The following is a 12888-nucleotide window of genomic DNA, read 5'->3' on the forward strand; positions in this document are numbered from 1 at the left end:
AAAACAATATTTTATTGGCATGAAATTGGTACAAAGAGTGCCTCATATTTCTTATTTACCGATTTCATTTTATTTTTAGGTTAGGTTCACGGATTCAGGTATATGTATGTAAACTCTCTCTGCCGTTCCTATGTAATGAATCTGGTTACCGTCTTTTACTCCGCTATTTTTCTTGGGACACAGTCTTGCGCGTGCATACTGATGCCACATTCTTTGAATCCCTTGTAAGCAGGAGCGGGGAATCTTCCGTAAAGTTCTGCTCATTCCCCGGCAAATGAATAATCTTATGGATGTTAATGATTGCCAGGCAGGCATTCATTAACGCGGTTGGATATGAATGAATGAGCAGCGCGTATACTACAAAAAAACACGCTCCGACCGTATTGACCACTCTTAATTTTATTACAGAAGTCATTAACATAGAAGCCACTATCAAAGCAGATCCAATATAACCTATGATTTCTATGATCATTGAACTGTCCAAAGCCAATCCTCCCTTCTTTGACAGAGTACTCTGATATTCTATAATATCTGCGTGTCCTCAGGGAAAGATCATCTCAATTTTGCGAGAATTGAGGTTCCAATGGTTCCTTCGGACATCTCAACTTCAAAATTCTCAGCAATCGTCGCGTCAATCACAGCATATGTATCCATGTCTTCCAACCAGCCTCCGCTTTTACCGGAATATCAATATATGCCGCCGTTTGCAATATTTCCTTATTTAATCCCGGATCTGGAAACAAGATGTCGACTTCATATCCATTCTGTGTACGCGCATAACTGGATTCACTCCACACGCTCTGCGCAATGATCTTTGCGTGAAGCGGATCTCCCGGCATCAAAACCTTCTTTGCAATTTCCTCTTTTTTCGCTCTGTTATGGGGTGTCGGCATTTTTATCCTCCTCCTATTCTCTTTATTTACACTAACCCTTTACGCCGCTGCTGGTAATTCCCTCCACATAATATTTCTGCAGGGGCAGGAATATCACAAGCGGAATGACAGCCGATATCGCTGTCGCCGCATAAAGGTATGACCACAACGTTCCTCTCTCCTGCTGGAACGATCCCAGCGCTGTCTGGATCACCTGCATATCCTTTGACATCCCGATGATCAGAGGCCACAGATAAGAATTCCACTGTGAGATAAAGATCATCAGCGCGGCTGATATTGTAACAGGTACGGAAAGCGGAAGCGCGATCGCCTCAAACGGTATCATAAATGTCATTAAGATCACGGCATATAATACTTTTTTCAGCGGAAAATCAAAACAGGCAAAGGCGAAACCGGCCATACTATTTATGATCAGCCCCAATATGATCGTAAGTGAAGTTACGATCACCGTATTTCCAATTGCTTTTCCAAAAGAGAACTCCTGAAAAATCCGGATATACGCATCGAATGTGATGTTCTGCGGAACAAACGTCTTCCATGACAAAGGCATCAGATATTTGAACAACTCATCATCTGTCCGGAAAGAAGACGTCACTCCCCATAACAGAGGAAATATCATCAAAGCACAAAGCAATACACAAACAATATACAACACCATTTTTTTATTTCTCAGTTCCGTAAATATTATGAATCAACCCCTTCTTCCTATCGCAGATCAAGAAAAAATAAAAGTACTGTCAAATATGAAAATGTAGAAGATTCAGTATATTCGGATGGTATATACTAACTCCGAAAGTCCAGCTAAGAATGAGATTATTATAAATCCAGAAGCCTTTAGACATGCATTTACCAGGGAACAGAAAAAAGATGGAAAAACAGTAAAAATGTTCATTTTACAAGCAAGGGAATTTTAATTGCTGAAAAAATAGTATATTGAGAGAATCTGCTTTTTAGGGTATACTAAGTAAAAGAATATAGTTTAAGTAAGAAAGGTGGTAATGGAACTTGTCAATTTACAAAGACAAGTAATCCAATCCCTCAATGATTTGTCGGATAGATGAATGATAAACAATGAGGAATTAAGAGGTTTATTAAAGGGACACCATCAGGGGCGTTTTTAAAGCTTGTATATATTACGGGGATTTTGCCAATTAAGAAGTATGGCACACAGTCAGCTTTAAATAATTTCCGAGAGCATACAATGGCCAGTCCCAGACAGATGGAGGAGTATGTTGGTTTTACAGAGACAGAAGTAAATTAAGCAAATGGACTTTCTGAGAGTTTGGATATTGATTGGAATGGAAATGATAGAATAAATAATAAACGGAGGTATGAAAATGGCATATAAGGAGTTTATCAGCGAACTGCAAAAAAAGCTTGAAGAAAAGAAACAGGAATTGGGTTATAACAAAATGGTCTTCATTGAGGATGGAGCCACATCGACGGATGCGAAGGAACTTTCTATTATACGTGAAACAAACATCAAGTATCACAAAACGGAGTCGGATGTGCTGATTGGCGATTATATCATCCTGTACCAATATAAGGGCCAGAGAGAACAGATGTGCAGATTTGACTGCGGGCAGTTGTATCAGAAGTATGAAAAAGACAGTTGGGAGGCTGTGTGGGAACAGATTCTTTCTTCCATTGATTCCAGCAGAAAATTTATGGAACTGGGAATTATAGATCTGATCGAAAAAAATGAGTATGACTTGTTGAAAGACAAGCTTTTTATCCGCCCGCTGAATTTCAATGACCACCGATATGAACTGAAAAACCATATTTTCAGACGCATCGGCGATATGGTGCTGGTGCTCTATATTCTTGCAAGTGATGAAAATGACGGAAAAACACATGATGTATTGTCTGTTAAGGTCCCGAAAGCCTCAATGCAGGCATGGGGGATCGATGAAGAAGAAGTGTGGGAGAGCGCGATGAGCAATACATACATCATGGCGCCGCCGCGTATATACTTAAATGCAATGGACATCGTAAATCCACCTTATCACAGAGGCGCGTTTATGGCGTTGAACAGTGATATCACTTCTCTTTCACCGAATGCAGTGCCGACCGTGACAACGACAGCGCAGATAAACGGCGCAATTGCCATGTTTTATCCCGGAGTAATGAAGCGCATAGCAGAGCTTTTCGGAGACGATTATTATATCGCTTTTACGGGCACCAGCGAAGCCAGACTTCATAAAAAAGGCACAATCCAGCCGCGAAGTATACTGATGCGGATCAAGCAGATGAACAAAGCCTTCGATCCGTCAGAAGTCTTGTCGAACAAGGTCTATCTGTACGAAACAGCGAATCAGGAAATGAGGCAGCTGGAGCTTTGATGAATCCGACGGCTACTGCGGCTTACAAAAAAATGCAGCTGCGTTAAAAGAGGGGAGGTCGGCTAATGCCGATTTCATGACATTCATTTCAAAATATCAGATATCTAGTACAGCATTGCGTATATAATGGTGAATCATGTGCCTGATACTTTTGTCAGGACAAGGCGGAGGAAAGAGGCGATGCGGTGGCATCGTTGATTGACGACAACGCAGAACTGGCAGAAATAGCAGGTGCAGAATTCACCGTTAATTACGCAATGCTGTACTAGTATAACCCAGCGGGCGCCCAATATGCCGTCACTCCATCCGAAACCGCAGCAGTACCGTCTACGACCATCTGATATTTAATTTCAGATCCTTTCCCTGTACCGCTGCTAAATTCCACATCTGTTATTGTTCACATCTAAACGGGTGCTCTCAGTAACTTTGATCTCCCAACCCTTTCATCAGATGTAAGTGTTACCAGGAGCCGCCCTGTGGTATCATAAATACATGATCAAAAAGGGAGGCAAAAAAGATGGAACCAATTCTCGAAATTGAATCTCTGAAAAAATATTACGGCAAAAATCCGAACCAGACAAAGGCGCTGGACGGTATTACATTTCAGGTAATGCCCGGGGAATTTCTGGGGATTATGGGCTGCAGCGGGTCGGGAAAATCTACGCTGCTGAACTGCATTGCAGCCGTGACCCGGCCGGGCAGCGGCAGCATCATGATGAAGGGCAGGCAGGTTTTAAGCCTTAGCGGGGCGGAGCTGGCAGACTACCGGGGCAGGGAGATCGGATATTTATTCCAGAATTTTGAACTGCTGGATAACCTGACCGGGCGTGAAAATATTCTGCTTCCGCTGTCCCTTCACGGCGTGCCGGAGCAGGAGAGCAGGACACGGCTCGAAAAACTGGCATCGTATCTGGAAGTGACAGACGTTCTGGATAAATTTCCCGTACAGATGTCAGGGGGACAAAAACAGAGGATCGCAGCTGCCAGGGCGCTGATCCTGAATCCCGGCATTATTCTTGCGGACGAGCCCACCGGAGCCTTAGATTCGAAAAATGCAAAGGCGCTGATGGAGAAACTGGCCGGATTGAACCAGGATGAACATGCTACAATCCTCATGGTGACACATGATTCCAACGCGGCAAGTTACTGCAGCCGGATACTGTTTATCCAGGACGGAGTGCTTTTTCATGAGCTGCGTCGGGATATCCCGGATGAAACAAGGCCGTTATTCTATGAGAGGATACTGATGATGATGGCGCAGTTGGGAGGTGGCAGTGCAAATGTTCTCTAAACTGGTCTCACGCAACAGCAAAAGGAACCGGAAAGAAAACGGCTTGTTTTTTGGTTCTATGCTGGCAGCAATCATTGTATTTTATATTATTCTGGCATTGCCCCGTCAGGATGTGATGATTTTTTTATCCAAAATGGAGAGTGACGCGGTCAATAAACTGATGTCCATGATCCCGGTATTTTATGGAATGGCCCTGGTGATCCTGTTCTTTCTTATCTATTATGCCAGCAGGTTTCAGATGGAACGGCGCAAGCACGAGTTCGGCGTCTATCTGATCCTGGGGATGCGACGAAGCAAATTATTTACCATGCTGTTGGCCGAGGATCTTCGGAACAGTCTGATTTTACTGGCCGTCGGGCTGCCGGTTTCACTCATGCTGTCAGAACTGATCAGCCTGATCACGGCACGCCTGGTCGGAATCAGCATTGTGGGGCATCAGGTTTCCTTTTCGCTTGAGGCAATGTTCTGGACGGCAGGGGGATTCCTCCTGATCAAATTCGCCGCATTTTTGATTCTCAGCGGAAAGATCAGCAGGCAGGAAATAGATTCCCTGCTGGCAGAAATGCCGAAGGGGGAAAAGAAGCAGCTTCCCGCGCCTGTCTATGGGGCCTCTCTCATAGCCGGGATCATTTGCCTGATCATTGCCTATACCAGCGTGACCAGAGGGGAAGCGTGGATATATGTCCGGCAGATGACAGCCGCTGTGATGTTCGGGCTGGTGGGAACCATGGCGCTTTTCTGGGGACTTCGTTTTCCGATCGGCCTGTTGGTGAAAGCCGGAAAACGTGACCGGCAGCTTCATGTCTTTCATTTTCGGCAGGTTGAGGAGACGGTGATTTACCAATCCGGTACGCTTGCGGTCTGCTCCCTGCTGATTCTGGCTGCCATGTGCTGCTTTGGCTCGGGCGTGGCCATTGCGGGTTTTTACGGAAAATCGGAACCCCATGTATTGGATTATACCTTTGCGTATGTGGAAAGCAGTGAGGAGGCTGCGGCAATCAGACAGCAGCTTTTGGATCATGGACTGGATTCCCGGTTTTCAGATTTATTTGAAATAAAGATCGGAATGGTTCAAAGCCGGACCGGGGAAGATAGAGAAGATGTATTAAAAATGGATCGGCTGATGGAGGAACTGGATGGAATGCAGCCTGCCGAAATCAGCGGCCGGCTTTTGAATAATATGAAATACTACACCCCATATCTGATTTCCCTGAGCGGCTATAACCGGCTTTTGGCCGCGGCAGACATGCCGGAACTGAAGCTGGATGCAGAGGAAGCGGCTGTGTATATGGACAGCGGATTCAGCTCGGAGGAAATGCGGCAGATGCTGAACCGTATTCTGGAAACAAAGCCGGAAGCCTTGCTGGATGGGGATGCACTCTATCTGACAGGCCCGGTGCAGACAACGGACGTGGTGACGGACCGTTCGATTACATTGGCTTTCGCGCTGATCGTTCCGGATGAAATGTTTGAATACTATACTCAGGGAGAGTGTGAAATTTATCTCGACGGTGTCTTGGATGAAAAAACGATCCAAAAGGCAAGCCTTATGTCCGCCATATCGGATATGAACAGGGAGCTGGACAAAACAGGTCTGCAGTATGAGAGCTACCTGCAGAATATGGGACGGCAGATGTTTTATATGGTGTCCGCCAGCTATATTACGATCTACCTTGCGGTTATATTTCTGATCATTGCAAATACGGTCATCGGCGTACAGTTCCTGATGGGCCAGCAGAATGTAAACCGCCGTTACCGGACATTGATCCGTCTGGGGGCTTCGTATAAGACCTTATGCAGATCCGCCAGAAAACAGATCAACTGGTATTTTGGAATCCCCACCGTGGCCGCCGCATGCAGCAGTGTGTTTGGAGTACGCGCATTGCTTACCGGACTTTTATCACCGGATGCAAAGGAACATTTTTTACAGATGATCATGCTTTCTATAGTTATGATTTCAGGGCTGTGTGTGTTAGAATATATTTATGTTGCCGCGGTGAAAAAATCAAGCGACCGTTATCTGCTGACATTGACGGAGCTGGAGCGGGAAGAATGACCCGGGCAGAACCATATGCGGCGTAAATTGGTTAGGGAGGACAGATCTATGAAGCGGATTGCAATTGTAGAAGATGAACTTTTTATGCGGGAAGAGTTATCCGGCATTCTGCAAAAAGCGGACTATGAGGTGGAAGAGATCAGTGAATTTGGGGATGCTGCAAAGCAGCTTTTGAAGCTTTCGCCGGATCTGGTGCTGTTGGATCTGAACCTGCCTGTGAGCAGCGGTTTCCAGATCTGCCGGGAAATCAAGCAAAAAAGCAGCATCCCGGTTCTTGTACTGACGTCCCGCGATCAGCTGCAGGACGAGCTTCACGCGCTGAATCTGGGCGCCGACGAATATTTGATAAAACCATGCAGGAAAGAACGGCTGCTGGCCCGTGTGTCAAATGTATTGAAACGCTATGAGGGACGGCAAAATCTGCTGGAAGGCCCGGAATGCCTTCTGGACCGTCAGACCTATACGCTGTATATCCATAACAGCTCCGTAGTCCTTCCAAGAAACCAGGGGAAAATTCTGGAAATGTTTCTGCTCCATGGGGAGGAGGCCGTTTCGAAGGAAGAGCTGTGCATGGCAATCTGGGGGACAACGGAATTTATCGATGAAAATGCCCTCCAGGTGAATCTGACACGGCTGAAAAAGACACTGGCGGGATTGAGGATGCGCCGACAGATTGTTTTGGTGCGCGGGCTGGGATATCGTTTTACGGAGGAGGAGCCTCATGAAGCGTAAATTTCAAAAAATTCTGCGGTATTTGCCCTGGCTTCTGCTCCTGTTTGGGGTTGACGCGTTTTTCACCGTTCTGCTGTGGATTGCGGATCTGGATGCATTTTATGCGATGTCGGCTCTTCTCCTGCTGGCAGTGCTTTTGATGTTTTCCGCAATATGCTTTGTACTGGTTCATCTGGAAGAAAAAAGAGAGCAGGTATTTTTGGATTTTCTGGCGAATCCCGATGAGTACCATGAGGAACGGCTGCTGGGGGTTCTGGTTCCGGCCCAGGGGGAGGCTGTCCGCCTGCTGGGCAGGTGCCTGCGTGACAAGCAGAATGCTTATATCGGGCTCCTGGAGCAGATGAATGATTACGAAGAATACGTGGAAGCCTGGGCGCATGAAGCCAAAACGCCGCTTTCCCTGCTGACGCTGCTTCTGGACAACCGCAGAGAGGAATTGTCCGAAAATGTTAGCTGCAAGCTGGACTATATCCAGAACCGCCTGCAGGAGTCCGTGGACCAGATGCTATTTTACGCGCGTCTGAAAGGATCAAGGAAGGACTACCTGTTCGAACATATTTCTGTCAGGGGATGTGTGGAGGAGGTTCTGGAGGATTATAAACCGCTGCTGGAGGAAAAGCAGTTTCAGATACAGGCGGACATGACGGAGCAGACGGTCTGCTCCGACCGGAGAGGGCTGCGTTTTCTCCTGCGGCAGGTGATCAGTAATTCCATAAAATATTGCGGCAAAGAGCCGGAGCTTATCTTCAGATTTTTTATGGAAAATGACTGCCATGTGCTGAGTATCCGGGACAACGGTATGGGAGTTCGAAGCTGCGACCTGCCCTATATTTTCGAAAAGGGATTTACCGGCGATTCCGGTGAAGGAAGAAAAAAAGCCACCGGCATGGGGCTGTATCTCGCCAAAGAGATGGCCAAAGAGCTGAACCTGTCTCTGGATGCCAATTCGGAATGGGGGAAAGGGTTTGAAGTACGGATTGTGTTTCCGGTTGTTGGATGAAAGGGGGGGGCGAAGGGCGGAGGTTAGTTTGGCGTTCGCCCCTTTTTTCATAGTATATGTCTGATGTGCGCGAGTGCAGCTTCGAAGTACTTCTGCGGATGAAAAAGGAAATCGAAGTCAGACAACCTTTTTAAAATCTTTTTTTCATTGGTTCTTGAAAAATCACTTAACTGATAGGAGCGAACTCTTGTTTTGACAATAACGGGAATCAAAAAAACATTCGCGGCAAGCTTCCTTCTAATACATCCGTTTCTGAGGCTTTCGATAACTCATACACTTTTTTAGAATACAATTCCACCATTTTCAAAAAATAAAGGACCCAAATTTCGGAATGCGGAGGATTTTCTCTTCCTGAATAATATAATGCAGGCAATCCCATTTGCAGCGATGCATAGTACTCATCCGGATCATATGCAAAGTATTCTTCCAGAGAACCAATTCCATTAAAACCATATCCGTAATAATCAAGAATATATTCCGGCGCGCCTGTTTCGGAATCATATACTGCAAATAATATGCCCGGCGGCAGATCTATTGTACTAAGAGAAAAACGATTTTCATCAATCTCCGATATCCTTTTCAAGATTTCTATGGCTGACACCAGGGGCAAGATGATCATTTTTGCAGCGCCGCCCCGTTTTTTGCTCTGCAAATAAGCTGCGTCATGGTTCCCATAGGGCAGTACACGCACCAGGAGCGGGGTTTGAATAACACCATGGTAAGGAATCCCAGCACGGTGGAGGTAAGCATCACGCTGTAGAAGCCGAAAGCAAACTGTGCGGTTCCGTCAGAAAACAGCGTGCCGTGGTAAGCCCAGTGCCAGGGAAGCTTGAACGTCCACAGCAGTGTTACTGCAGTGCTGAGATTTTTTACGCCGGCGAATACCAGCCAGGTGTTCCACAGCATGAGGAAAAACATCACAAAGAAAAAGATTAAAAATCCATACCGGAAATATGCTGACTTCATCCATTTTGGAATATCCTTTTTCCGGGACAATCCGAACCTTCCGCCTACAAGGGAAAACAGTTGCCCTCTGCCGCAGTATTTGTTGCAGTAGGCTTTGCTGCCATTTATAATCGCTATGAAAAGCGGTATAAAAAAGCAGAGGAGTCCCAGCCATGCAAAAAGGATATTGAAAAATCCCAGGATCAGGTAAGTAAGAGAAACTATCCAAAGATAATCATACCATTTCTTCTTTTCTTTCATCTTTCCGTCACCTCCAATGAAATAATGCTTGCGGGACATTCTTTTGCACATTTTCCGCATCCCACACATAATTCCCTGTCGATGCTGGCATGGATGCCTTTTAAAATCGTGATCGCACTTCTAGGACAAACCTTTATGCAGCATCCGCAGGCTACACATTCCTGGATGCTGACGACTGCTTTTCTCTTTGCCATGAGTAAAACTCCTTATAGTTTTTCATTCATTATACAGTGAAAAAATGATTTATTCGGTGATGAAGTCACATAACTTGCAAATCAAGAATAAGGTGCGTTGACTGAATTGCTGCTTATGAGCATAATGAAAAAAATATTGTTTTATCGCATAGGTACAGGAGGATTTGTCATGCCAGTGTTAAGTATGTTTTACGGAATTATTGTTCGTATGTATAAGGAAAATACAGGTAAACATCATATGCCGCATATTGCTGGCCAAAGGGGAATAAGACATGCTTCAGCCGAAAATTACAGAAGTGAAACCGGTAAAACCATTCAGTCTTCTTCTAACCTATGAGACAGGAGAGATAAAGTTATTCGATGTACGTCCTTATATTATGGGAAGCTGGTTCGGGGAATTGGGAAATGAAGCTTATTTTCAGACAGTGCGCCTTCTTCCTGGTGGTACGGGTATTGAATGGATGAACGGACAGGATATCGCACCGCATGAATTGTACGAAAATGGCATTTTACAGGGAAAATAGAGATATGCATAGAAGAATCCCCCAATCGTGGTACAGTACAGTAATGGGAAAAGCAGAGCTTGTGAAGCGGTTTGCAAAATGCGGACGTGAGATGGAAGAGATGCCGGTCACTAAGAAGCTATACATTCTGAACCACTAGAAGAAGCTGGACCCCGGCGGAAAAGCTGTGTATACGGCGGAGGAAATATGCGGCAACCGAGGATACATTGGATGAACTCTACGATTTGGAAGCAGATCCCTATGAACTGAAAAACCTGGCAGTGCTTCCGGAGTACAATGCGAAAAAGCAGGAGATGCGTAAGCTTTTGACAGAACGGCAGGAAAAGGCGGAGGACCCGGTGCGGCTGGAACAACTGCTGGGCAATACATCCGCGGAATAGAAAGGGGGCGGAAAGAAAATGAACAGGATGAACGTACTTTTGATCACGGTGGATGACATGAATTATAATTCCATGGGCTGTATGGGCTGCGAGGTTTCGGATATCACGCCGAATATCGACCGTCTGGCCGCAGAAGGGATGCTGTGCGAAAATTCCTACGTGGCAGTAGGCGTCTGCCAGCCGTCGCGTTCCGTGCTGCTGACAGGAAGATATCCCCACAAAAATGGTGCGAGAGGATTTGAGGAGATTGATTACTGCGTCGAAACACTGACAGAGAGACTGCGGGACTATGGGTATTATAATGGAATTATCGGAAAAGTGGACCATCTGCAGCCAAGAGAAAAATTTGCATGGGATTTTGTGGTCAAGACCTTGAATCCGGAGGAAAACTGGGGGCGCGATCCGGAGAAAATGTATGAGCACACGCGGGATTTTCTGCGTGAGGCGAGAGGGCAGGGCAAACCGTTTTTCTTAATGGCAAATTCACATGACCCGCACCGCCCCTTTGCAGGTTCCGTATTTGAGACCCCCTCATATCTCTCCAAATCAGGAAAAAATGTGGATTTTGACCCGTCCATGGAACAGGGGGAATATTATCGTGGAAAATACGTAAAATCCAGCCGGTATTATGAGCCGGAGGAGGTGGACGTACCCGGATTCCTGCCGGATCTGGAGGATGTTCACACCGAGATCGCAGATTACTATTCCTCCGTCCACCGCGGGGATGAAGCGGTGGGACAGATACTCTGCGCACTGGAGGACGAAGGATTCAGGGATGACACGCTGGTGATGTTTTTGTCCGATAACGGCGCGGCGCTGCCCTTTGCAAAGACGAACTGTTATGTAAACAGCACAAAAAGCCCGTTTATTTTCCGGCTGCCGGGACAGATACCCGCCGGCAGCCGGACCGGCGCTTTGATTTCATCCATTGATTACACCCCTACGGTACTGGATTATCTGGGGATCAACCCGATCGAAGGCGCTGACGGAACATCTTTGAGAGGGATTTTGTCAGGGGGCCTGCAGCACCAGTATGATACGATTTATACCATGTTCTATAAAACCGCAAGAAATGCAGTAACCGGACGTGAACGGCATTTCCCGATGCGCTGTGTGCAGGGCACGGAGTATTCGTATATATACAATGCATGGGCGGGAAATGGGGAACCATTTTTGAACGAGTCTACGGCGGGCCTGACGTTCAACGCCATGAAAGCAGCGGGGGAAACGGATGAGGAGATCCACAAGCGGGTTGAGTTCTTTTTATACCGTACGCCGGAAGAATTTTATGATATCAAACACGATCCGGACTGCCTTCACAATCTGATCGACAGGAAGGAATATCAGGCGTTGATCGAATCCTACCGGAAGAAGCTCTACGGCTATATGATGGAAAGCCAGGACGGGCTGGTGTCTGTATTTCAGGAAAAGGTTCTGCGTAAATATGACAGATAATAACTTCTCGGAATCTCAATGAATGAGATTCTACCTAAAAATTGACAACTGAATATCGTGCGGGAAAAGAATTTTAAAACAATTTAAACCTCTATCAATCCATTCAGCAAAGGCATTTTTCAGTTTTCCAGCGTTAAATGATTTTTTGACTTTATTTCGCGTTCAGACAAGTTGTATAATATACCCATAGTCGTGGACACGAATCAAAAGTTGACCCCAACATAATAGACATCTGAACAGTAACCGCAACCGCGCACATATACAGATTATGACTTGCGAATTATCGTGTCTGATGCTAGTATAAGAATATAAGAAGGAAAATAGGATAAGGGGTGAGAGCAGATGTCGGATAATCTTGAAGTACTGAATATCAGTTGGCATCCGGGTTTTTATGGAGCGGCAGGGCTGGAATTTTTATCGAACAAGGGCGATCTTGAATTTCAGAGGGAGTATAATCTGAGCAAAGAGCCTGTCCGGATGGATCTGCTGATCATCAAGAAGCTATCGGATGCTCGGATAGAAAACGAACTTGGGCATATATTTAAAAAGTTTAATGTAGTGGAATACAAAAATCCGGATGACGCGCTTACCATTGACGATTATTATAAAACGGTTGGCTATGCGTGCCTGTATAAAGGATTGGGGGAGAGCGTAGACCAGATCCCCGCCGATGAATTGACAATTTCTATTTTCCGGGAAAGCTGCCCGAGAGAAATGTTTAAAACAATGAAAAAGATGGGTCTGGAGATTGAGGAGCGATATCCGGGAATATACTATATAAGCGGGAAGCAGGCACTGTTTGATACATAGATTGT

General features: G+C 45.8%; 16 protein-coding genes. 10 read left to right on the forward strand and 6 right to left on the reverse strand.

From position 1 onward, the window contains the following. Positions 1-163: 163 nt before the first annotated feature. From ACTOY7_RS12500 to ACTOY7_RS12510, 3 genes are all read right to left on the reverse strand, one after another. Entirely contained in the window at positions 164-472 is a 309-nt protein-coding gene (locus ACTOY7_RS12500; protein WP_482672197.1) for a YgjV family protein, read from the reverse strand. 163 nt (positions 473-635) lie between these two features. Beyond that, positions 636-893: a nucleoside phosphorylase-I family protein gene (locus ACTOY7_RS12505; RefSeq protein WP_482672192.1), complete on the reverse strand. Its 258-nt coding sequence runs from the start codon at positions 891-893 to the stop codon at positions 636-638. Between the two features lie 31 nt (positions 894-924). After that, a complete protein-coding gene (locus tag ACTOY7_RS12510) occupies positions 925-1458 on the reverse strand; it encodes a carbohydrate ABC transporter permease (protein WP_482672555.1) in 534 nt (177 codons plus the stop codon). A gap of 772 nt (positions 1459-2230) precedes the next feature. Here ACTOY7_RS12510 and ACTOY7_RS12515 point away from each other — a divergent pair. The 5 genes from ACTOY7_RS12515 (at position 2231) to ACTOY7_RS12535 (ending at position 8314) form a co-directional block, all read left to right on the forward strand. Then, positions 2231-3235, forward strand: a complete 1005-nt coding sequence (locus tag ACTOY7_RS12515) for a DUF5688 family protein (protein WP_160284055.1) — start codon at positions 2231-2233, stop codon at positions 3233-3235. Positions 3236-3752: 517 nt separating this feature from the next. After that, entirely contained in the window at positions 3753-4526 is a 774-nt protein-coding gene (locus ACTOY7_RS12520) for an ABC transporter ATP-binding protein (protein ID WP_300826632.1), read from the forward strand. Beyond that, positions 4516-6582, forward strand: coding sequence for an ABC transporter permease (locus tag ACTOY7_RS12525; protein WP_482671656.1), 2067 nt, complete (start codon positions 4516-4518; stop codon positions 6580-6582). The genes ACTOY7_RS12520 and ACTOY7_RS12525 overlap by 11 nt, the downstream gene beginning before the upstream one ends. Positions 6583-6630: 48 nt before the next feature. Beyond that, positions 6631-7314 (forward strand): response regulator transcription factor, encoded by a 684-nt coding sequence (locus ACTOY7_RS12530; RefSeq protein ID WP_125129149.1) that lies wholly within the window; start codon positions 6631-6633, stop codon positions 7312-7314. Beyond that, the gene (locus ACTOY7_RS12535; RefSeq protein WP_482671655.1) at positions 7304-8314 is read left to right on the forward strand and encodes a sensor histidine kinase; all 1011 of its coding nucleotides are present in this window, start codon (positions 7304-7306) and stop codon (positions 8312-8314) included. Before ACTOY7_RS12530 ends, ACTOY7_RS12535 begins: the two co-directional genes overlap by 11 nt. 208 nt (positions 8315-8522) lie before the next feature. Here ACTOY7_RS12535 and ACTOY7_RS12540 read toward each other — a convergent pair whose 3' ends face one another. The 3 genes from ACTOY7_RS12540 to ACTOY7_RS12550 are packed head-to-tail and all read right to left on the reverse strand — an operon-like array spanning position 8523 to position 9714. Continuing rightward, positions 8523-8966, reverse strand: a complete 444-nt coding sequence (locus ACTOY7_RS12540) for a hypothetical protein (RefSeq protein WP_482672194.1) — start codon at positions 8964-8966, stop codon at positions 8523-8525. Next, positions 8930-9520: a 4Fe-4S binding protein gene (locus ACTOY7_RS12545; RefSeq protein WP_302136745.1), complete on the reverse strand. Its 591-nt coding sequence runs from the start codon at positions 9518-9520 to the stop codon at positions 8930-8932. Before ACTOY7_RS12545 ends, ACTOY7_RS12540 begins: the two co-directional genes overlap by 37 nt. Further along, the gene (locus ACTOY7_RS12550; RefSeq protein ID WP_160284048.1) at positions 9517-9714 is read right to left on the reverse strand and encodes a 4Fe-4S binding protein; all 198 of its coding nucleotides are present in this window, start codon (positions 9712-9714) and stop codon (positions 9517-9519) included. Before ACTOY7_RS12550 ends, ACTOY7_RS12545 begins: the two co-directional genes overlap by 4 nt. Before the next feature lie 272 nt (positions 9715-9986). On the opposite strand from ACTOY7_RS12550, the gene ACTOY7_RS12555 reads away from it, so the two are divergent. The 5 genes from ACTOY7_RS12555 to ACTOY7_RS12575 all read left to right on the forward strand — a co-directional run bounded on the left by ACTOY7_RS12555 (position 9987) and on the right by ACTOY7_RS12575 (position 12883). After that, positions 9987-10238 carry a DUF2442 domain-containing protein gene (locus ACTOY7_RS12555; RefSeq protein ID WP_125129142.1) on the forward strand — a complete coding sequence of 84 codons (252 nt, stop codon included), beginning with the start codon at positions 9987-9989 and terminating at the stop codon, positions 10236-10238. 4 nt (positions 10239-10242) lie between these two features. Then, positions 10243-10377: a hypothetical protein gene (locus ACTOY7_RS12560; protein WP_482671654.1), complete on the forward strand. Its 135-nt coding sequence runs from the start codon at positions 10243-10245 to the stop codon at positions 10375-10377. A 67-nt stretch (positions 10378-10444) separates the two neighbouring features. Further along, positions 10445-10618, forward strand: a complete 174-nt coding sequence (locus ACTOY7_RS12565; RefSeq protein ID WP_482671653.1) for a hypothetical protein — start codon at positions 10445-10447, stop codon at positions 10616-10618. Positions 10619-10636: 18 nt separating this feature from the next. After that, complete coding sequence (locus ACTOY7_RS12570) at positions 10637-12073, forward strand: sulfatase family protein (protein WP_482671652.1); 1437 nt, start codon at positions 10637-10639, stop codon at positions 12071-12073. Between the two features lie 342 nt (positions 12074-12415). Beyond that, on the forward strand, positions 12416-12883 hold the full coding sequence (locus tag ACTOY7_RS12575) for a hypothetical protein (RefSeq protein WP_482671651.1): 468 nt from the start codon (positions 12416-12418) through the stop codon (positions 12881-12883). Positions 12884-12888 lie beyond the last annotated feature (5 nt).

The organism is Schaedlerella sp., assembly GCF_056796775.1.